Annotated in this window: 20 protein-coding genes and 1 pseudogene; 12 read left to right on the top strand and 9 right to left on the bottom strand. The window is 46.1% G+C overall.

Going from position 1 to position 21,050, the window contains the following annotated elements; translation table 11 throughout:
- Positions 1–16: 16 nt before the first annotated feature.
- The 5 genes from CBI30_RS10650 to CBI30_RS10630 all read right to left on the bottom strand — a co-directional run bounded on the left by CBI30_RS10650 (position 17) and on the right by CBI30_RS10630 (position 4,985).
- Positions 17–688: an alpha/beta hydrolase gene (locus CBI30_RS10650; protein WP_088528273.1), complete on the bottom strand. Its 672-nt coding sequence runs from the start codon at positions 686–688 to the stop codon at positions 17–19.
- A 330-nt stretch (positions 689–1,018) separates the two neighbouring features.
- Positions 1,019–1,330, bottom strand: a complete 312-nt coding sequence (locus CBI30_RS10645; protein ID WP_088528298.1) for a chaperone modulator CbpM — start codon at positions 1,328–1,330, stop codon at positions 1,019–1,021.
- A 5-nt stretch (positions 1,331–1,335) separates the two neighbouring features.
- Entirely contained in the window at positions 1,336–2,316 is a 981-nt protein-coding gene (locus CBI30_RS10640; RefSeq protein ID WP_088528272.1) for a DnaJ C-terminal domain-containing protein, read from the bottom strand.
- Positions 2,317–2,447: 131 nt separating this feature from the next.
- Entirely contained in the window at positions 2,448–3,995 is a 1,548-nt protein-coding gene (locus CBI30_RS10635; protein WP_088528271.1) for a UxaA family hydrolase, read from the bottom strand.
- A gap of 27 nt (positions 3,996–4,022) precedes the next feature.
- Complete coding sequence (locus CBI30_RS10630; RefSeq protein WP_088528270.1) at positions 4,023–4,985, bottom strand: Bug family tripartite tricarboxylate transporter substrate binding protein; 963 nt, start codon at positions 4,983–4,985, stop codon at positions 4,023–4,025.
- A gap of 60 nt (positions 4,986–5,045) precedes the next feature.
- On the opposite strand from CBI30_RS10630, the gene CBI30_RS10625 reads away from it, so the two are divergent.
- Positions 5,046–6,191 (top strand): mandelate racemase/muconate lactonizing enzyme family protein, encoded by a 1,146-nt coding sequence (locus CBI30_RS10625; protein ID WP_088528269.1) that lies wholly within the window; start codon positions 5,046–5,048, stop codon positions 6,189–6,191.
- Here CBI30_RS10625 and CBI30_RS10620 read toward each other — a convergent pair.
- Positions 6,178–7,113 carry a 3-hydroxyacyl-CoA dehydrogenase family protein gene (locus tag CBI30_RS10620; RefSeq protein WP_088528268.1) on the bottom strand — a complete coding sequence of 312 codons (936 nt, stop codon included), beginning with the start codon at positions 7,111–7,113 and terminating at the stop codon, positions 6,178–6,180. The genes CBI30_RS10625 and CBI30_RS10620 overlap by 14 nt on opposite strands.
- 142 nt (positions 7,114–7,255) lie before the next feature.
- On the opposite strand from CBI30_RS10620, the gene CBI30_RS10615 reads away from it, so the two are divergent.
- Genes CBI30_RS10615 through CBI30_RS10595 form a run of 5 tightly spaced genes read left to right on the top strand, consistent with a single transcriptional unit; the run spans position 7,256 to position 10,981 of the window.
- Positions 7,256–8,188 (top strand): SMP-30/gluconolactonase/LRE family protein, encoded by a 933-nt coding sequence (locus CBI30_RS10615; protein WP_088528267.1) that lies wholly within the window; start codon positions 7,256–7,258, stop codon positions 8,186–8,188.
- Positions 8,175–8,441, top strand: coding sequence for a GntR family transcriptional regulator (locus CBI30_RS10610; protein WP_088528266.1), 267 nt, complete (start codon positions 8,175–8,177; stop codon positions 8,439–8,441). The genes CBI30_RS10615 and CBI30_RS10610 overlap by 14 nt, the downstream gene beginning before the upstream one ends.
- A gap of 16 nt (positions 8,442–8,457) precedes the next feature.
- Complete coding sequence (locus CBI30_RS10605) at positions 8,458–8,925, top strand: GntR family transcriptional regulator (RefSeq protein WP_161492297.1); 468 nt, start codon at positions 8,458–8,460, stop codon at positions 8,923–8,925.
- Between the two features lie 15 nt (positions 8,926–8,940).
- Entirely contained in the window at positions 8,941–9,990 is a 1,050-nt protein-coding gene (locus tag CBI30_RS10600; protein ID WP_088528264.1) for an Ldh family oxidoreductase, read from the top strand.
- A 19-nt stretch (positions 9,991–10,009) separates the two neighbouring features.
- A complete protein-coding gene (locus CBI30_RS10595) occupies positions 10,010–10,981 on the top strand; it encodes a Bug family tripartite tricarboxylate transporter substrate binding protein (RefSeq protein ID WP_088528263.1) in 972 nt (323 codons plus the stop codon).
- Between the two features lie 54 nt (positions 10,982–11,035).
- Here CBI30_RS10595 and CBI30_RS10590 read toward each other — a convergent pair whose 3' ends face one another.
- Positions 11,036–11,737 carry a pirin family protein gene (locus CBI30_RS10590; protein ID WP_088528262.1) on the bottom strand — a complete coding sequence of 234 codons (702 nt, stop codon included), beginning with the start codon at positions 11,735–11,737 and terminating at the stop codon, positions 11,036–11,038.
- A gap of 71 nt (positions 11,738–11,808) precedes the next feature.
- Between CBI30_RS10590 and CBI30_RS10585 the strand changes: the two genes are divergently transcribed.
- The gene (locus CBI30_RS10585; protein ID WP_088528261.1) at positions 11,809–13,215 is read left to right on the top strand and encodes a TAXI family TRAP transporter solute-binding subunit; all 1,407 of its coding nucleotides are present in this window, start codon (positions 11,809–11,811) and stop codon (positions 13,213–13,215) included.
- Positions 13,216–13,247: 32 nt separating this feature from the next.
- Positions 13,248–14,603 carry a DUF3422 domain-containing protein gene (locus CBI30_RS10580; RefSeq protein WP_161492296.1) on the top strand — a complete coding sequence of 452 codons (1,356 nt, stop codon included), beginning with the start codon at positions 13,248–13,250 and terminating at the stop codon, positions 14,601–14,603.
- 49 nt (positions 14,604–14,652) lie between these two features.
- On the opposite strand, the gene CBI30_RS10575 is transcribed toward CBI30_RS10580, so the two are convergent.
- Both CBI30_RS10575 and CBI30_RS10570 read right to left on the bottom strand, forming a co-directional pair.
- Positions 14,653–15,930, bottom strand: a complete 1,278-nt coding sequence (locus CBI30_RS10575; protein ID WP_088528259.1) for an NAD(P)/FAD-dependent oxidoreductase — start codon at positions 15,928–15,930, stop codon at positions 14,653–14,655.
- A gap of 9 nt (positions 15,931–15,939) precedes the next feature.
- Positions 15,940–16,269, bottom strand: a complete 330-nt coding sequence (locus tag CBI30_RS10570; protein ID WP_088528297.1) for a c-type cytochrome — start codon at positions 16,267–16,269, stop codon at positions 15,940–15,942.
- A gap of 183 nt (positions 16,270–16,452) precedes the next feature.
- Between CBI30_RS10570 and CBI30_RS10565 the strand changes: the two genes are divergently transcribed.
- The 4 genes and pseudogenes from CBI30_RS10565 to CBI30_RS11340 form a co-directional block, all read left to right on the top strand.
- On the top strand, positions 16,453–18,174 hold the full coding sequence (locus CBI30_RS10565) for an ArnT family glycosyltransferase (RefSeq protein WP_088528258.1): 1,722 nt from the start codon (positions 16,453–16,455) through the stop codon (positions 18,172–18,174).
- Positions 18,171–19,418 carry a sialidase family protein gene (locus tag CBI30_RS10560; RefSeq protein WP_088528257.1) on the top strand — a complete coding sequence of 416 codons (1,248 nt, stop codon included), beginning with the start codon at positions 18,171–18,173 and terminating at the stop codon, positions 19,416–19,418. The genes CBI30_RS10565 and CBI30_RS10560 overlap by 4 nt, the downstream gene beginning before the upstream one ends.
- Positions 19,415–20,038, top strand: a complete 624-nt coding sequence (locus tag CBI30_RS10555) for a hypothetical protein (RefSeq protein WP_088528256.1) — start codon at positions 19,415–19,417, stop codon at positions 20,036–20,038. Before CBI30_RS10560 ends, CBI30_RS10555 begins: the two co-directional genes overlap by 4 nt.
- A gap of 86 nt (positions 20,039–20,124) precedes the next feature.
- Positions 20,125–21,050 (top strand): annotated as a pseudogene (locus CBI30_RS11340) (IS3 family transposase); the annotation flags it as partial.

Below are 21,050 nucleotides of genomic sequence, written 5' to 3'. Positions count from 1 at the left end.
TCCAATGAAGTATGGCTCATGACTTGCTGAGCACCATAGTCAAAAACCTTGAAATATCTGCTAGCTCGTCTGGATGCAGAGAGTGCTCCATTGGGTAGGTATTCCAGTCCACCTGATAGCCTAATTTTTCCAGAGTATCAGCTGAAGCTTCCGCGCGTTCTGGAATCACCACGGCATCCCACACTCCATGTGCCATAAAAATAGGGGTCTTACAATTGGCTTCACTTCTTTCAAGGGGTAATGATTTAGCCAGTGGCAGGTAGCCTGACAAAGCCATGATGCCTGCGAGTCTATGCGGAAATCGCAGACCCACCTGTAGCGACATGGCGCAGCCCTGCGAGAATCCAGCCAAGACAATGTTGTCGTAGGCAATCCCTCGATTTGCTTCTCGCTCAATCAACTCCGAGATCGCTGCTGCTGATTTGTGAATGCCACCAAGATCTTCGCGATCATTAACATCTCTTCCAGTGATGTCATACCAGGCGGGCATGACATAGCCTCCATTCACGGTCACGGCTATGCTCGGTGCACTTGGAAAAATAAATCGAATAGCAGGGCACTCGGAAAGTTGTAGTTGTGGAATGATGGGTACAAAGTCATTGCCATCAGCCCCCAGTCCGTGAAGCCAAATGACAGAAGCGCTTGGATTTAGGGTAGTTTCAATTTCAATGCAGGGCAGTGCGGTCATTTGCGTTTAATCCTAGATTGCTAAAACACAATACTAAGGCCCTGCCTACACAGATCTGCAATGATGAAATATATTGGGGTAAACCCTTGACTTTTGCGAGTTATTCATTTATATTGATACTTCGTTGAGAGCTAGCTCTCAGCATAAGGGGTGTATCGACTAGAGTTTTACCGCAGATGTGGAGACTGTCAATACGCCCCTTAGAGATATCTTCAAAAGTAGCGGTCTTACCGAATCAAACGGTCATCTGATAAACAGATTAAACGCGCTACAAAAACCCAAAAACATGAATTCAATAAAACTGCATTGTCTTTGCTCGTCGTCTTAATCTTAATTTTGGCAAAGCAATTGATTGCGTAGGCGCGTAATCTCATCCAGAAGATCAAGTGCCAATGCCACTCCCGGAGTATTGAGTTCTAGGTCGTGAGTAAGGTGAGCGGCAGTTTTTGCACGCTTGAGCGAATCGCCGCTAAAGCGCCAGTCCTCAGGGGATGATCCGGCAGGACTCAGAACGCCTTCCGATACCCAGGACATAATGAGTTCTTCTGGTGCGCGCGTAGCTTGTGAGATTTCCACAATACTCATATGCACTTCATCTTCTACGATGGTGCCTTCAATCCAGGTGATTTGTGTTTGTGTCATGTTCATCATCCCTTCAGGTGTGTTCTGGGCTTGAAATCAAAAGCTTTTTCCAGGGTTTGATAGGCTTCTTTTTGCGCATCGGTTTCCGCGCTTGGTAAAACAATGTTTGGTACCACATACAAGTCACCAGCCTCTTTGCTGGGGATACCTTTTCCCTTGAGTCTCATCTTGCGACCTGTTGCTGTGCCAGCAGGAATCTTTAATTCGAGAGTGGAGCCTGCGGGAGTGGGGATGTTGACTGTTGTTCCCAGTGCAGCTTCCCATGGTGCGAGCGGTAAATCCAGATAGACATCTTTGCCATCTACGCGATAAATAGGATTTGGGTGAAAATCAATCTCGAGGTACAGGTCGCCTGCACCACCTGCACCCATCCCTGGACCACCTTGACCAGCCAGACGTAAATTTTGACCAGCCTTAATACCCTTTGGAATGCTGACATCAAGTTTGCGCTCTTGAGTGCTAACGTGACCATTGGCATCTTGAGTCGGCATATGAAGAGCAATAGTCCGTTTTGCACCGTTGTAAGCATCAGCGAGATCAATCAAGATTTTGGCATGGTGATCTTGACCTTTAAAGTCCATCCCTTGACGGGGATTGCCACCACGCCCACCTTGTCGATGCCTGCCTTGGCCAAAGAGTGATTCAAAGAATTCACTTTGATCGCCTTCGTAGCCACCACCAAATCCACCATGACCACCACCAAAGTTACCATCTGAATACTCAAATCCTTCATTCCAGTTAGGCGGTGGAGTAAAGTCTTGACCATTTTTCCAATTAGCACCCATGCGGTCGTATGCAGCACGCTTCTCGGTATCTTTTAAGACGGAGTAAGCTTCACCAAGTTCCTTGAACTGGTCTTCTACACCAGCTTCTTTGTTGACGTCTGGATGATATTTACGGGCTAGCTTACGGTAGGCCGCTTTAATTTCAGCTTCGGTAGCACCCCGTGCTACACCAAGTGTTTCGTAGTAATCCCTGAATTTCATAATCCGATGGAGTCCTGATTAAATCAATAAGCTTAATTCTACAATCCTTGGTGGTGCTTTCTAACTACTTTTTAGCAAAGAAAAAGCGGGCTAGTTGCCCGCTGGTGATTACTATGGATTTGGGGGTGAATTTAGCTCATGACCCCAATTTGCCAAGGTACAAATTCATAATCCCCTAGGCCTAATAATTCACTCTTTGAGTGTTCCCCAGAGGCAGTCTTGAGGAATAGCTCAAATATACGTTGCCCCATTTCTTGAACAGAAACCGTACCATCCAAGATCTCTCCGCAATTGATATCCATATCCTCGGTAAGGCGTTCATACATGGGTGTATTGGTAGCAAGCTTGATGCAGGGCGCTGGCTTGGATCCAAACATAGAGCCGCGACCTGTGGTGAATGCAATAAGGTTTGCACCACCAGCAATCTGACCTGTTGCTGAAACAGGATCAAAGCCAGGTGTATCCATGAACACAAAACCCTTGGCGGTAACCGGTTCAGCATATCGATACACTTCCATCAGGGGCCCAGTGCCACCTTTCATAGAGGAGCCGAGTGACTTTTCAAAAATATTGGCAAGACCACCGATTTGATTGCCGGGGCTAACTTGACCATTGATTTGTACATCACGGCCGACAGAATATTCATCTTTCCACCAGCGAATCCGTTTAATGAGTTTCTCTCCAATTTCTTTGGTGGCAGCTCTGCGGGTAAGGGTGTGCTCAACTCCATAGATTTCTGGAGTCTCGGAAAGTATGCCTGTGCCCCCGTGGCGCGACAAAATATCAATAGCGGCACCTAAAGCTGGGTTTGCAGTAATGGAGGAAAAGCCATCTGAGCCGCCACATTGCAAACCAACACTGAGGTAGCTTGCGGAGACAGTTTGACGTTTTGCTTTGTTGGCCTCTGGGAGCAAGGCTTTAACAGCTTCAATACCGGCTTCAATAGTTTTGCGCGTACCACCAGTTTCTTGCATGATAAAAGTATGCAAGGTGGAGTTTTCCTGCAAGGCCTCCTGTTCCATGAGACCTTTGAGTTGGTTACGTTCGCAGCCCAGACCAATGATGAGTGCTGCAGCAAGGTTAGGGTGCTGAGCATAGCCTGCCATTGTTCTGCGCAGCAGTTGCATTGGCTCGCCACTCATTTCCATGCCACAACCAATGTCATGGCTAAAGGCGACCACACCATCAACGTTTGGAAAATCTTTTAATCTTTCAGGCGTAAACCACGCTGCAATTTTATTCACTACTGTTGCTGAGCAATTGACGGTAGATAAAATGCCAATGAAATTGCGTGTTCCCACTTTTCCGTTGGCCCTCACATAGCCTTGGAAAGTAGCTCGCTCGGATTCTGGAAGTAGGGTGGTGGCTTTGTATTCGCTTGCATAGGCATAGTCACGATCAAATTCACGAAACTCGGTGTTATGACTATGCACCATAGTGCCCGGCTCAATATCAGTATTGGCAAAACCAACTGTAACGTTGTATTTTAAGATTGGCTCGCCCTTCAGAATTTTCTTCGCAGCAATTTTGTAGCCTGCAGGAACTTGACTGCGACTCGTGAAATTCTCACTTGGAACTTGCTCACCAATCGCAACATCTACTCGAGCAACGACAATATTATCGTTTGGGTGAAGGCGAATAATCGGCCCAGATAATTTTTTTTCAGAAGTTTGAATCATAAATCTCTTTCAATTATTTTGGATGTATTACTCTGCGGTGGTGCCTGATTTTCTGACGATCGGACCCCATTTAACAACTTCAGACTTGATGTAATCTGCCGTCTGGATTGGGGTGCTAGTAAGCACATCAAATCCCCTTGAATTAAGCTGAGCCTTAATCTCAGGATTGTTAAGTACGTTAATTAACTGAGAATTGAGTTTATCTACGATTGCTTTTGGGGTGCTCGCTGGAGCAACTATGGCATAAACTAATTCAACCTCAAACTTTGGAAGAGTCTCTGCAATCGCTGGAATCTCTGGCGCATTCGAGTTGCGCTTTAAGCTGGTTACGCCAAGGCCAGTCAGCTTCCCAGACTTTACATAGGGCAGTGCGGCAGGTGTACCTACGATTGCAGTTTGAATCTGCCCGCCCAAAACGTCTGTTAATGCTGGGGCTGCGCCCTTGTATGGGACATGCAAAATGTTGGTTCCAGCTTGGGTGTTAAATAACTCTCCAGCTAAATGAAGTGGAGTTCCCGCACCTGATGAGCCAAAACTAACTTTGCCTGGATTGGCCTTATCGAAGGCGATTAACTCGGATACAGTTTTTACTGGAACGGAGGGGTTAGCAACCAACATCAATGATGAAGATCCAACCAAGGAGATTGGGGCGAAGTCCTTTACTACGTTGTAATTTAATTTTTTATACAAAGTCTCATTAATAGCTTGAGTGCCCACCATCATTAGAAACAATGTGTAGCCATCCCCTTTTGAATTGGCAACATACTCAGCAGCTAGATTGGCGCCCGCGCCTGGCTTGTTTTCAATAATGATAGGCTGACCGAGATTCTCACCTAGCTTTGGTACAAATGCCCGCGCCAATACGTCAGATGGTCCACCTGCTGCAAATGGAATAATTAACTTAATCGGTTGGCTGGGGTAGCTTTGTGCATTTGCCAGAGATGGAAGTAGTGCTCCCAAAGCTGACAATGCCAAAATAATTTTTCTCATGTATCGTCTCCTTAATTTTTTTAAAATAGATATTGCCAAAAAATACTAGTAAAGCAAAAAATGAAAATCCAGCGTGCAGAAATCTATCCCCTATCCATTCCTCTGGTCGAGCCTATCAAAATGTCTCGAGAGCTCATTGTTGATGCTAAAACTGTTTTACTTTGCCTTACCGATGAGCAGGGTAGGCAAGGTTGGGGCGAAGCATCTGTTGCACCCCTGATGACTGGTGAGACATTGGATAGCTTGCTAGCAAGCATCAAATATTTAGTGGAAGAATCGCTTGGGCTAGATTGGGGTAGTCCGGATCGTTTTGCAGAAATGTTTAATCGTGTCTTGTATTCCAATGCATCTGCTAAATCCTGTTTAGAGATGGCCTTATTGGATCTGTATACGCAAGAAGCATCTATTCCGCTCTGGCAATATTTGCGTGGAGCAAATACCGCCATCGATGAGACTGCTCCTGTAGCCATTCCTTTATTGCGTATGCTGGGTGGCTCACTAGACAAAGAGTTAAGTGATGCCAAGGCATTGCGCGAGCTAGGGTTTAGACATTGGAAAATTAAGATTGGCTCACTCTCTTTGGAGCAAGATCTCCATAGGGTCAAAGTTCTTTGTGAGCTTTTGGATGGGGATACTGTTTCGGTGGATGCTAATTGCGCCCTAAATCTAGCTGATGCAATTCTTTTTTGTGAGTCAGAGGAGGCTGCTCGACTGACCTTTGTGGAGCAATTGATTCCTGCGGATTTGCCTATGGATGATTTCATAGAGCTTAAAAAACGATCTGCCATTCCAATCGGCTTAGATGAATCCATCCACGGGATTAAGGAGCTTAAGCAATTTATTGAGGCCAAGGCTTTTAGTGGTGCAAGCTTAAAGTTGATTAAGACTGGCGGAGTTATCCCTGCCTTGGCGTGCGCCAATCTACTCAAGCGTAATAAGCTGGAATTAAATTTAGCCTGTAAGGTTGCCGAGACCTCCCTATCTGCAGCGGCTACGGCATCTCTTGGGTTTGCTATTGGTAGTGTGGCTTGGGGCTTTAGCATGTCAAATCAATATCTTCAGTTTGATATCTGCGATGAACCCTTGATTGCGATCAATGGGTATGTAAAGTCAAGCCAGCTGGCACACAGTGGGGTGGGGGTTACTCCGAATATCAACCGAGTTAAAGAGGTCATTGCTAAGGGTTACTCAGCTATTCAATGTTGAGAACATCAAAAGCTGCTTTCAATCTTTTCGAATAGGAGTCCGAAACCTGTTGAATCTCTTCGGGTGACCACTTTCTGAAGCCTTCGCCGGCTTTCATGCCCGTCTTCCCTTCGCTCATGAGTTGCACCACTTTCGGTGGAAGGGTTGTGATATTTGAGAGGGATGGATAAATTTCTTTTGCTGCATTAGCCATCCCATCCCATCCGGAAATTTCTTTTTGTGTCATTGGCCCAACAGCAGCATATCGAAATCCAAAGCTATATCGTACGGCGTCATCAATATCCTCAGGACTTGCAATTCCCTCCTGCACAAGCGAAAGAGCTTCGCGCATGAGCGCATGTTGAATGCGATTCGCTAAAAATCCGGGAATATCTTTCTTAACCAGCACAGGTTTTTTGTCGATAGCCTTGTAAAGCTGACAAGCTTTTTCCGCAAAGGCTAATTCTGTCTTCTCTCCCATCACAATTTCCACCAATGGAACTACTTCTGCGGGCATAAAGTAATGAGCGCCCATCATACGGCTAGCAGTTTTTAGTCCAAGAGCAATTTTGCTGATTGGAAAGCCTGAACTATTGCTGCCAATAGGAATATGTACTGGAATGGTTTCATCTAGATGCTTGAAGATAGCCTTCTTGAGTTCTAGATTCTCAGCGATGGTTTCGATAATCCATTCGCAATCAGACCAGTTTGTCCAATCTTCAAAGATCTCAGTCGTCTGAGCGGCCCGAATAGCGGCAGACTCTTTTAAGGAGTTAGCTCCAGATAGACCAATTTTTTCGGCAAGGGTTATCGCCTTATCTAAGCAAGCGTCAGCCTTCTCCTTACTTCTACCAAGGATGACGACTGGGATGCTTTTGGCTATGAAGCCAGCAGCGATTCCTGAACCCATAATGCCTGTCCCAATGACGGCTACATATTTCATCGTTTAAAACCTATACGGTTAAGTTATAAATCAGTGTGCATACAAAAATATCTATATTTGCTTAAGGTTATCATTATTTATGGTTTAATGATTTATTAATTTACATAACTTATCCGTATAACTTAATTAAGGATTTCTACAAATGACGATGCATAACCCCTTTCAACCGGTTGAGAAGATTAAAGCCGAAGTATTCATGTCGATGCCTGGGAAATTTAGGAAGAAGTCGCGCACGGGCTGGTCAGATCCCAATCGTCAAAATGCAGAAGTAGAGTGTTTTCTAGAGGGGCCATCTTTTGACCGCGAAGGCAATTTATGGTTTCTAGATATCCCTTTCGGTAGGGTATTCAGAATTACTCCTAAGGGAGATTGGGATTTGGTTACTCAATTTGATGGTTGGCCTAATGGATTGAAATTCCATAAAGATGGCCGTGCGTTTATTTGCGATTACAAGTTGGGCTTATTGGCTTTAGACCCTAAAACTGGAAAAGTTGAAACAATCCTGGGGTCAATGTATAGCGAAAACTTTAAGGGTTTGAATGATCTACATTTTGCTTCCAATGGCGATTTGTACTTTACCGATCAAGGTCAAACAGGAATCGCAGATCCAACCGGTCGAGTATTTAGACTGCGTGAAAATGGTCAGCTAGATCGTTTGGCGATTAATGTTCCGAGCCCTAATGGCATTACTTTGAATACCCAAGAAAAGCATGTATTCGTTGCCGCTACGAGATCTCAACAAATTTGGCGCTTGCCGCTTATGGCTGATGGCTCTGTGTCTAAAACAGGCGTAGCGATTCAGTTGACGGGTGGTGTTGCTGGACCTGATGGTATCGAGATGGACTCTGAGAATGGTTTGTTGGTTTGCCACTTGGGTGTTGGTATCTGGAGATTTGACAGCAATATGCTCCCAACACACCTGATTTATTCTGATAACCCACACCACCACCACCTCGCCAATATGTGCTTCGGCGGAGCGGATAATAGGGATCTATACATTACCGAATCCCTTTCTGGTGATATCTTGAAGGCGCGCTTACCAGTAGCCGGTAAGAAGATGTTTGGTCTTTCCTAAATTGAAAGAGTCCTTACCGCTGTATAAGACTTTGGCGAATGCGCTGGCTCAGCGCATTCATAATGGGGATTGGGCGGTAGGGTCAAACTTACCGTCTGAAGCAGCGCTTTGCAGTAGCTTTGAAGCCAGTCGCCATACCTTAAGGCACGCACTTCAAACCTTGGAATCGGATGGCTTGGTATTGCGTCGTCAAGGCACACCAACGGCAGGTGATTTCTCGGCAGAAGGTGAGAAGATTTACCCAAAGTTTTAATTCACCTATCGATATTTTGAGCTACCCAAGAAATACTTATCGGGAAAATATTGTTGAGGAATTTATTGAGCTCGACAAGCCCCTTAGTGAAATGATTGGGGGTGCAGTAGGCTCCTCTTGGTATCACATTGGGGGTATTCGAAAGCAGCGAGATACCGAGCAAGTAATTGCTTGGACAGATATTTATATTCTGCCGCAGTTCGCCTCACTTACATCAGAGCCTGAGCATAGTCAGGTCATGGTGTTTGAGCAAATTGAAAAAAAGTATGGCACCAGAATTGATCGGGCAGAAGTAGATGTTTACGCTGTGGGTGCGCCCGCACATATTGCCAAAAAACTTCAACTCAAGCCCCATGACCCATGCTTAGTGATTGTTCGACGTTACTTCGATGATCAAGATAAACTTTTCGAAATCACCTTCACCTATCACCCCGAAAATAAATATACCTATAAGATGGAATTTAAGAGTGGTTCAGGAAATTAAACTACAAAAGTAGATATGAAAAATTTACCCATCATCCAGGCTGAAGAATTTATTGCTAATGTATTGCAGGCCAATAAGGTACCCGCAGCAGATGCCAAAATTGTTGCGCAATTGATGGTTAAGTCAGACTTGGTTGGCGCTGATGGTCATGGGATCTTTCGATTGCCCGCCTACATCAAAAGAATTCGGGCTGGCGGCATTAACCTCAATCCCAATATTCATATTGAGCGTGAGCAAGGCGCAACAGCTCTGATCAATGGAGATAATGCTTTAGGTCATCTAGTGATGAATAGAGCGGTTGACCTTGCTATAGAGAAAGTAAAGCAACATAGTGTTTGCTGGGTGGGTAGCCATTTTGGCAACCATTCTGGCGCCGCCTCTGTCTATGTCAGAAAGCTGGCTGAGCACGGTTATATTGGAATCTATATGGCTGTCGGCAATGCAAACCATATGGCGCCTTGGGGTGGCATTGATCTGCTTTTATCAACCAACCCAATCGCAATTGCAGTCCCGGCAGGCGATCATCCTATCGTGCTGTTGGATATTGCCACCACAGTTGCCGCCTATGGAAAAGTTAAAGTTGCCGCACAAAAAGGGGAGTCTATTCCGGATACTTGGATGATTGATCGAAATGGCCAAGCTATAACAGATCCACGGAAATCTAGCGAGGGATCCCTGTTGCCGATTGGTGGGTATAAGGGGTACGGACTCGCCGTCATGATTGGATTGCTTGCCGGAACCTTGAATAATGCAGCGGTTGGCAAAGACACGATTGACTTTAATGCCCATCATGACCTCATTACCAATACTGGGCAAACTATTATTGCGGTTGACCCAAGCGCATTTGGCAATCAGGAGCAGTTTGTGGAGCGTGTCATCACTCTGGTGAATGACTTAAAGGCTTCCTCTAGATTGCCTGGTGTTAATGAGATTCGAGTGCCGGGCGATGGCGCTGCTAAATCAATGGCGCGAAGATTGCAAGAGGGCATCCCGATTTCACCTGAACTAAAAGAGTCTTTGAATCAATGCGCCCAGGAGTGTGGAATCGCAGCATTAGATCTATAAATTTACCGGAGGAGACAAAATGATGAAGAAATCAATAAAAAATATAGTTTTAGGTTTTTTAGTTTTACCGCTGGTTTTGGGGGCAGCGTTCGCTGCCTATCCAGATAAGCCAATCAAGATGTTGGTTGGCTACGCCCCGGGAAGCTCAACTGATATCGTTGGAAGAATGGTTGCCAATGAGCTTAGCATTGCACTCAAGCAATCGGTCATCGTAGAAAATAGGGGTGGGGCTGCTGGTAGTTTGGCGGCCGATGCCGTGGCTAAAAGTGTTCCCGATGGTTATACCGTGCTCTTTGCTCAGAATGGTTTAGCAATTAATGTGGCGGCCAATCCAAGACTGCCATTTAATGGCCAAAAAGATCTATTGCCTGTTGTGGGTGTTGCTGCAACTCCCCATATCTTGATTGTGAGCAATGGCTCTAAGGCTAAAAATGTTGCCGAGTTGATTGCCATGCTTAAGGCCGATCCAGGTAAGCTGAGCTTTGGCTCATCCGGCATTGGTAACTCAGATCACATGGCTGGAGAATTATTTCTAGCGACTACTGCAACTCAAGCTATCCATATCCCCTACAAAGGGGGGTCTCCTGCTGCGACAGATTTAGTCGGTGGTCAAATTGATTTTTACTTTGCAGGTATGCCGGTCGGCTTGCCCTTGTACAAGGGGGATAAAGTCCGTGCCTTGGCAGTGACAGGTAAGAACCGCTTTAGTGGCGCTCCTGAGGTAGTCACAATGCAAGAGGCTGGCGTCAAGGGTTATGAGATGGCTCTCTGGCAAGGAATGTTCGTGCCGGCAGGGACTCCTCCTGCAATCATGAGCACCTTAAGCAGTACGATTCTGAAAATTCTGGATACACCGGAGATGAAAGAGCGCTTTGTTAAGGCCGGCGTTCAAATTGCACCTATGAATACTCAGCAATTTACCGATTTATACAATTCTGATATCGCTCGATGGAAAGTGGTGATTGAGAAAGCAAAAATTAAACTTGATTAAATAAAGTCTAATTTGCACGCGGGATATTGACGAAGGTCGGTATCCCGTTTTTTATTACCGATGAAGGTCGAAGACTAAGACTTCCGCATTTTTTCCGTCGCTAATCTGGATGTCTTTTTCATCATCAATGAGTAAAGCATCGCCGCCTTGAAGCGTGACCCCATTAATTTTAAGTTCACCTTGAATGAGGTGTACATAGCCCTTGCGTTTTGGGGCTAGGTCTAGTTGGGCTGATTCCTCTCCATCAAAAAGACCTGCATACATTTTGGCATCCGCATGAATTTTGACGGCATGGCCCACACCGTCTGGTGAGGCAATAAGGCAAAGCTTCCCTTGTTTATCGATCTTAGGAATAGTTTTTTGCTCGTAACCGGGGGCGATCTCCATCACGTTCGGCTCTATCCAGATTTGCAAAAAGTGGGTCGTTTGATCTTTGGCGTGATTAAATTCACTATGGGTGACACCAGTTCCAGCGCTCATGCGTTGGACATCGCCAGGTGGTATGCCTTTGATATTTCCCATGCTGTCTTCGTGAGCTAATGCACCTGACAAAATATAGCTGATGATCTCCATATTGCGATGGCTGTGTTTCCCAAAGCCCATGCCAGCAGCCACCCGATCCTCATTGATGACTCTTAAATTGCCCCAGCCCATAAATTGGGGGTCATGATAGCCGGCAAAAGAGAAGGAATGGAAGCTTTTAAGCCATCCATGGTCTGCATAGCCGCGATCTTGGGATTTTCTAAGGGTTAGCACGGAGGTCGCTTTCTAGACATGAGATAAGCCTATTATCATTAGCTTTTGACACATTTGCTGATTGGCCTTCCATGGGAAGCATCAAACAAGATATTAAAGAAACTTACCTCGGGCTCTATGAGACTGCGCAGGAAAAGTGGAATGACTTTACTCAATTCTTGATAGAGGCTTGGCCCATCTTGACGATTCTCTTGCTCGTCTTGCTTGGAGTTTGGTGGTACGCTGATCCACCACCACCTAGGCATGTTGTGATGGCAACGGGGCAGCCTGGAGGGTCATACGATGCTTTGGGAAAGAGATACGCAGCCTTTTTTAAGGCAAAGGGAATTACTCTTGAATTGCTTTCAACGAATGGCGCCGAAGATAATATTGCACATTTAGCGGATCGAAAAGACCCCGTTCAGGCTGCATTTGTGCAGGCAGGCACATTTCATCCACATGATGTCACTGGGGTTCAATCGCTGGGGACAATTTCTTATGACCCAATTTGGTTGTTCTATCGTGGCCAAGAGCTGAGGGTAAATGATTTTCAAGAAATTAAATCGCGCTCCCATTTCTTCCTGAATTCAAAAATGTCCGTAGGCCAAAAAGGTAGCGGAACTCATGCTCAAGCAATGCATATATTGAAGGCCAATGGATTTGATGAGGGCGCTCACTTTATTTATCTCTCGGGCTCTAAATCAGTTGAAGCTTTGAAAAAAGGAGAGATTGAGGCGGCGTTTATTGTGGATGCCTATGAGGCGCCCAATGTCCAGGCATTACTAGCGGATCCGAACTTGCATTTAGCTGCATTCCCTCGAGCTGAGGCTTATTCTCGTTTGCTACCTTACATGCAAATTCTGAATGTTCCAACGGGTGCTTTTAGCTTGCCACGCAACTTTCCTGCGACCGACATCAAACTCATGGCCTCCACAATTAACTTGCTGATCGATGACAGGATGCATCCAGCCCTCCAGTTTTTATTCCTCGAGGCTGCACGAGAAATTAATGGCAAGGCCTCCTTCTTTTCAGAGCATGGTGAATTTCCTTCTTTTAAAAATACAGGCCTCTCGGAAAGCCCTGTAGCTTTGCATTACGAAAAAAATGGCTCACCTTTATTGATGACCTATTTGCCATTTTGGTTAGCAGAGTTGATTAACCGCCTGATATTTGTATTGCTACCGTTCTGTGCTTTAGCCTACCCAATATTGTTGACACTGCCAGGTTATCGCAATAAACGGATGCGACGAAAAATTGACGGGTTATACATAACGCTGAAGACTTATGAGGGGGAGTTGACCCTCAATTTCCCCCCAGAAGCAAAAGATAGCTATCTAAAGAAATTGGACTTGCTGGAATATGAGGCGCTGCAATTAAAGGTTTCTAGGGGTCTGTCTAGCGATTACTATGCCTTACGTACTAGCATTGACTATGTACGCAATTGTTTAAACCGTGGAGTACATCCCTACCAAGCTAGAGAAGATTTGAGCGGTGTGTAAGTTGCTACTATTGAATGATGTACATTAAGGCTATGAGACCTTACGACCATCCCGCTAGAAGACAGTTGCATGAAGAGGTTCATGCGCGTCCACCAATTGCTCTTTGGCCAAATGAAAGGGTGTTATCCCAATCCTTTTTATTGGATGCCCATTCTCGTAAGACCCAAATTAAGTGGATTCAAAAGTTAAGTGCTGCATTAGGCATCCCTAACGATGATGAGCAAGACCACTCTTTCAAAATGTTGGCGCTAGCCCCTGAGCCAGAGAGGGTATTGATCAAGTGGGAGTTGCATGGCGAGTTCGCAACCATCGCTGCGATTACGCATAACCCAGTCAAAATTACAGGGCCCTTGCTGCAGTCTCGCCTTGATCTTGAGAAGAGCTTAGATGACTTATTTGAAAAGCTAGGCTGCCCAAAAATTGTTGAGGCCGGTGGCGAAAGAATTTCTGCCTTAGATTTGGCGTTTGAGCATCGCCCTCTCTTTGGAGAGGCTCAAGAGGTATCCCCTATTTTTAGTGGTAATACCGTACTGGGTAGCTACATTCTTTCCAGTAAGAGGGCTCAACTCTGGACCGATTTACGTTTGGATGAGGATGGCTTTATCTCTTACTTTATCCCACATGATATTTTGGGCTCAAGACAAGCCGGTCGTATAGCGCGGGCGCTTGCTGAGTCTGAAACCTATCGTATGGCGGCAATGATTGCCTTTCCGGTAGCCAAGAGTCTATCAATGCCACTCAGAAGCGCAGAGTCAGAATTAGCGGATTTATCTAAAAATATTTCCCATTTACAAACCGAGCCAGGTGTTCATACCGAGAAGGATGGGAAATTCTTAGGAGAGCTTTCTAATTTGGCCTCCAGGGCTGAACAGTGGATCTCTGGTTACGGATTGCGATTCACGGCGGCTGAGGCATACAGTCAGTTATTGACTAAAAACTTATATGAACTCGCTGAATCTCCAATTCCGGGCGTTCAATCACTTTCCGAGTTTATGGACCGACGTTTTCAGCCGGCAATGGGTACTTGTATTTGGACGCAGCGAAGATTAAAAGAGTTGTCTGACCGTATTTCGAGAACGACACAAACGCTTAGAACTCGTATTGAGTATGTGAATGAAGAGCAGACTCAGAAATTATTGGCAAGCATGGACCAGCGCGCGCGCCTGCAATTGCGTCTGCAAGAGACTGTAGAAAGTTTATCGGTCCTGGTCTTAACTTATTACGCAGTCAGCTTGTTGGGCTATATCGCTAAGGGCGGAAAAGAGGCTGGCCTGGCTATTCACCCAGAAATCATTGCTGCTATTGCTGCGCCTATCGTGGCGATTACTTTCCTGATGATTAGCAAACAAAGGCGCAAGAAAATTATCGCAATAGGGCAATCTCATTAGCAATTAAAAAAGAGGCCGAAGCCTCTTTTTTAATTGGAGCGATGATTTCTTAGCCTAGGCTGTCCGCCCAAATGTTGTGAGCCCAGCCCCATGCATAAACACCCTCGAGGGTGGATGGTGCAGGTGACAAGCCTCCAGAACCTGGAACGGTCTTAAAGGTTTTCTCGGCTGCGTTGTATTGATGAACGCTCGCAACGTGAACTACTTCTCGATCATTCACAAAGCTATAGCAGGTATTGGTGAGAACAGGCGCAGGATTCACTTCCCAGCCACTCAATTCTGCAACGATTGCCGCTGCTGCAACTTTAGCGTGTTGGTTAGCCATGTGTCCAGACTTCGGCATTAATGGCGCAATCTGAATGGAGTCACCTAGGACGTGAATATCTTTGCGAGCAGTGGATTCAAAGTTAAGGAAGTTCACATTGACCCAGCGGCCATTGGAATTTGCCAACCCAGTTTTAACAGCGATTTCACCAGCGGCCATTTGTGGCAAGACGTTTAACACATCGGCCTTAATGTCATCTTCCACTTCGAGTTTGAGCGTTTTATTTTTCCCATCAACCCCAATGACATTACTCTTTGGTCGATATTCAATGATTCCTGAATATTGCTCAGCCCATACTTTTTTGAATAAGGCGCCTTTAGAGGTGACATCTTGGTTGGCATCCAAAATCAATACCTTACCTTTAGGGTTATGGTTTTTTAGATAATTAGCTACCTGGCAAGCCCGCTCGTAAGGTCCGGGAGGGCAGCGATACGGCGCTTCCGGAATGCTGATTGCAAAGGTGCCGCCTTCACGCATGGCAGCGATTTGCTTGTGTAGAGCAACTGTTTCTGCTCCCGCTTTCCAGGCTTGTAAAGTTACACCATCTTTGTTGGCTTGCGCAAGGCCCTCAATGCTATTCATATTGAGGGATACGCCAGGAGACACAACAACTTTGTCGTAACGCAATGTCTTGCCAGAGGAGAGTTTTACAGTTTTCCCATCTGGATCAATGCTACTGACGCTGTCTTGAATAATCTTGATGCCATGACGTTTGCTAAGCGTGTCATACGGAGAGGTAATCTCAGCTAAATTTCGTGAGCCACCAATCACTAGGTTAGACATTGGGCAGGAAATAAAAGATGTATTGGGCTCAATTAAGGTGACTCGAGCTGTATTGTTGGAGAACAAACGCAAATATTTAGCGGCTGTTGCGCCACCATATCCACCACCAATAACTAGAATTTCTGCTTTTTGTAAACTTGCCGCTTTTGTTTGACCTGAGAGTCCAGCGAGTAGGCCGAGTGCGGCAGCACTTTGACCAATAAAATGTCGACGATCCATGTTGCCCCCTTATTGTTTTTTGCCAAGTTGATTGGCAATGGTGGTGAGTTGTTCGTCTGAATAGCCTTTAGCAAGCTGCGGCATGATGGTGCCTTCGCGCGCGCCAGACTTAAATGCTTTTAATTGAGTTAGCATTTGTTCGCTGGTAAGAGTATTGATGAGGGGCATACCGCCATCGACTACACCTTTGCCATCTGTGCCGTGACAATTAGCGCAGGTCGCAGCAAGACTCCGCTTATAGAGTTGATCCGCAGTTTGCGCGACGCTGAGGCCGCTCCACTGACTTAAGCCAATCAGGGCGCTTGCCACCAAAATGGGTTTTAAGTACTTCACTTGCATAGGGATAATCTCCATCTTACCTACAGCTGTTTTAAGGGTAATGCTTAATTTCTCTATCTTAATCAGAAGCACTCAAAATTGGTGGTTTTACTTAGATTGATTTTCAATAAGCTCAGAACAAAATGCAAGGGTGTTGTTGTTAGTAGTTTTAGTATTTGTTCTCAAGACCTATAAACTATTGGTATGCGAGGCCCATTTACCTTCCGTAGTGCCATTCTGATCCTCCTTCTAGGTGTATTTACCTATCTCTATGGTCTAGATAGTCGCTTTGCTCCTAAGAATGGGGATGAGTATCCCTATATGCATATCGTACGTATGACCGCCGATGCTGGCACATGGCTGCCGCTGCAATCGGAGATGGATGGTATTAAAAACACCAAACCCCCTTTAGTGTTTTGGCAGGGTATTGCCAGCACTGGGTGGGGGAGAGACTGGTCGCTACTTGCACTACGTTGGCCCAGTGTTTTATATACCGGCTTAACTGCTTTTTTCTTATTTCTGGCGGTAGCTCGCTTTAGCGGTAAAAAACAAACTGGCGTACTGGCTGCTTTAGTTTGGCTCTCCTTTTTCGCAACCTATCGTTATGGCCGACCATTTTTGACAGATCCTCCAGAAGTGTTTTGGTTGAGTTTGCCTTTTTTTGCATTACTTTATTGGGGCAGGGCTGCGTTTAATTCCAGACTGCTATTTCCGCTGTTGGCAGGTATCTGCTTTGGGATGGCCTTGTTGTCCAAGTCTTTCGCTTATATTGTGCCCGCCGCATTTGCATTGGGATTATTTTATTGGCGCTGGCGTGAGTGGAGTATTCCGAAAGTATTGATTCAAGATTTCTATAAAGTCATTTTGATTACGGTTTTGGCTTTAACTGTTTTTGCAGTCTGGTTTGTTCTTGACCCATTTCCTGAGGCGGTTTGGAAAGAGTTTGTCCTTGGTGAAAATGCGGGTAAGTTCGAGGCGCGTAGCTCTCACTATCTTTTGGATTTAGTGCGTGGCGGCGACAGTATTTGGATGCTAGCTTTGACAAGCTTAGCGAATGCCGGCTTATTTATTTTCGTGTTGATTTCTGCTTTGATTCAGTGCTGGCGTGAGCGGCGTTTTATTTCTCTAGAAGAGAGTCTATTGTTGCTTCTAGCCTTAGCCTTTTTTATTGTGTTTAGTTTGCCCAGCCAACGCTCTGGCCGCTACCTCTTGCCGGTGATGCCGGCACTGGCTACCTTAATTGCCTTGCACTGGGATCGCCTGCCCTTGTGGGGATTTCGGGTTGCACTCGTGCTGCAGTTGATCTTGCTTGCTGCCTTGACTTGGGTTGGTGGAAACTTGCAGTTATCAAACTTCTTGGGTCAGCCTGGCATTTGGGATTATTCCCTCTGGCATTGGGGCTTCATGAGTATCTCAATTGCTCTCGTGCTGGTGGGTCTATTTAATCAAGCTCGTTGCAAGACTCTAGCTTTGGCTGGCTGCTTTCTTTGCTATTGCGCTTTGACTAGCAGTCTGACGCCTCTAGAGGGCTCTTTGGGCCGCTATCAGCAATCTGCCATCCAAGGCGTAGCAGGGCAAGACGTTTGGGTGCCTTGCGACTATCGCGCTAAGGATGAGGAGTATCGACTGTTATTGCCCGGTGCAATATTGCATGGCTACCTTGCAAAGGATGCCGGTCAAATTGATTTGCTGAGTAATACGTATCCATTAGTGGCTGTGCAGTCACCGATTGGCATGGAGCCCGTGATTTGCGAATCTTGCAAAATTGTGGGTAAACGTATGGAGATGCGAGCCCGTCACTCTGATGCAGAGATTCAGGCGATACTCATGGGCCATATTGGAGAACACCTGTTTGTGAATGAATATTTAATCTCTACTCCGGCAACAATTGCGTTGCCCTTGGTAGGTAAGGATGCTTGTCGATGAGTCGTGTAATTGCCTTTTGTTTTTTATTGCTTGCATCAGTTTTAGGTTACCTGCATATTGACGGTCGTCCAGCATGGGCGCCATTTTCAGGGGTTGATTCGGTTGAAAGTATCCAAGGATCTGAGGAGTTGCGTGATCCGATAGAAACCAGCAAGCCCGTCAAGGCTCTTAAAAATGCTTCTCCAGTAAAACCTGCTCAGCCAAGTCTGCGTATGGATTGGTTGCCAGATACAGGCGCTCCTTCAGTACATGCGGCATCTTTGATTGCCCTAAAGGATGGTGCGGTCAGAGCCTTCTGGTTTGCGGGCAGCCGAGAGGGTGCGCCAGATGTAGTGATTAATACAGCAGTCTTTGATCCACAAGCAGCAAGGTGGAGTGCCCCAACGGTGGTAATGGATCGGGTTAGCGCTGAAAAAGGTTTATCTCGTTACATTGCAAAATTAGGTAACCCCGTTCCCGCGAGGATGGCTGATGGTCGCATGCAGCTATTTTTTGTGACCGTGTCTATTGGAGGCTGGGCGGGTAGCTCAATCTCTACAGTGATTTCTGATGATGAAGGTCTCACGTGGGGTCAGCCTCAGCGCCTCATTAGCTCCCCATTGATTAATCTTAGTACCCTAGTTAAATCTCCAGCCATTCTATTTGCAGATGGACGACTGGGTTTGCCGGCGTATCACGAGTGGATTGGTCGCTTTGGCGAGTTCCTCAGAATTGAAGCGAATCAGGTCATTGATAAACGCCGCATGAGTTCCGGTAGAGGGGCGATTCAGCCGGTGGTGTTTGTAGATGGAGCGCAAGACGCAAGTGCATTCTTTCGTCAAACGCGATCAAGCTCTCAGCCAAAGCAAATTCCAGTCAGCGAAACAAAAGATGCGGGACAGTCTTGGGTCACCTCAAAAGACCTGGAGATTCCGAATCCAAATTCAGCACTTGCTGCACTTACTTTAGCCAACGGTACGCGTTTGATGGTGTTAAACAATATTGATGCAGGGCGCTACCGCTTAGTCATGGTGATGCGTGAATCAAGCTCCCTGCAATGGAGGGTGATTCAGGTAATTGAAGATGATGAATCTCTTGCCAATGATCAGCGTCGCGAATTCTCCTACCCCTATTTAGTTTCTGCAAGTGGCGCAGATGCACATCTGGCCTATACCTGGGACAGAAAAAAGATTCGCCATATTTATTTTCCGGCGAACTGGTTTAAGCATGCCTCAAATAGCTTAAAAGAAAAGGAGGCGCAATGATGAATCAATACATGCAGCTAATTGCACTTCTGGAGATGTCGATTACTTGTGGGGTAGTGCTGATCATTCTCTTGCAAAAGCTATTTCAAATGGAGTTTCCATTCGCTGCTCGAGTAGCTTTAGTTTTGTTCTTGGGGAATGTATTTTTTTGGCCGCTTGGCATGTCTCTTGAGCTGCCCTTATCTGCTTATGTGCGTGGTGTCACGGGTGATCTCAGCATAGTGACCATGCTCTTGTTATGGGGTGCTTTGCTTCCTTCTCCCAAAAAGACACCACTCGGATTTAAAGCGCCGATTGCTCTGATTGCTATTGTGTTTTACCCACTAGCACTAGGGCTTGGAATGCTGGATCCTTATGCATGGGGCTACGGCTCTATTGGCCTCTTAATTTGTGCTGTTGTCTTTGCAATTCTCTGTGGCCTTGCTGGCTGGACCAAAGGCGTTTGGATTCTCTCTGTCGCCATCATTGCCTGGGCAGCACATTGGCATGAGTCAGCCAATCTCTGGGATTACCTCTTGGATCCTTTCTTAGCTATCTGGGCTTTGCTCGCTATCCCAAGTGCCATCTATCTGAAGCGTCGCGAGAAAGCGCAGTCAGGCTATCTCTTTAGGGCGGGATGATGAATTTTTAGATAACAAAAAAGCCAGCAGATTGAACTGCACCAGAAAAGTTGGACACTCGTCCAACCCAATAAGGTGCAGTTTTCATGTCCAAATACACTTCAGAATTCAAGCTAGATGTCATTAATCACTATCTATCCACCGGGGATGGATACAAAACAACTGCGGAGCTTTACGACCTTCAGTACCATAGCATCCGTAAATGGGTCTGTGCATTTAACATACACGGGCTCAGCAGCCTAACCAAGCGCTATACAAGTTATACCAGCGACTTCAAGCTCTCCGTCTTGCAATACATGGATCAGCATCAGTTCTCCATCAATCAGGCCGCTGCCCACTTTAATATCCCATCTCCCAGCACCATTGCTGTTTGGCAAAAACTCTACAATGAAGGTGGTCTTGCAGCCTTGCAAGCTAAGCCTAAAGGACGAGCTCCCATGCCCAAACCCTTCAAACCGTTTACCCCAACCAATAAGCCAGTTACTCAGATGACTCCAGATGAGCTCATGCAAGAGCTTGAGTACCGCAGGATGGAGACCGATTACCTAAAAAAGCTCGAAGCCTTAGCTCAGCAAAAACACTTGGCAAGCAAGAACAAGTCCAAGTAATCGCAGGGTTAAGGCAGCAATATCCATTGCCATCCATCTTGGCGATGGTAAAGATGCCTAAAAGCGTCTACTACTACCAGGTAAAGATTGGCGCTAAAGCGGATCGCCATCTAGAGGTCAAAACACAGATTGATGCGATCTTCCATGCCCATAAGGGGCGGTATGGCTATCGGCGGGTGCACTTGGCATTACGCAATGAGCAGCATTACCTTGACCCCAAGACAGTGCAAAGGCTGATGGGGCAACTGGGACTTAAATCCACCGTGCGCCCTAAGCGCTATCAGTCCTATAGGGGCGCTGTTGGTAAAACAGCTCCCAATTTACTGCAGCGTAACTTTGCAGCTAACAAGCCCAATCAAAAGTGGGTCACCGATGTCACTGAGTTCAATATTAAAGGCGAGAAG

This window comes from Polynucleobacter aenigmaticus (assembly GCF_002206635.1).
GTDB classification, from domain to species: domain Bacteria; phylum Pseudomonadota; class Gammaproteobacteria; order Burkholderiales; family Burkholderiaceae; genus Polynucleobacter; species Polynucleobacter aenigmaticus.
This window is presented reverse-complemented; position numbering and strand designations above follow the sequence as displayed.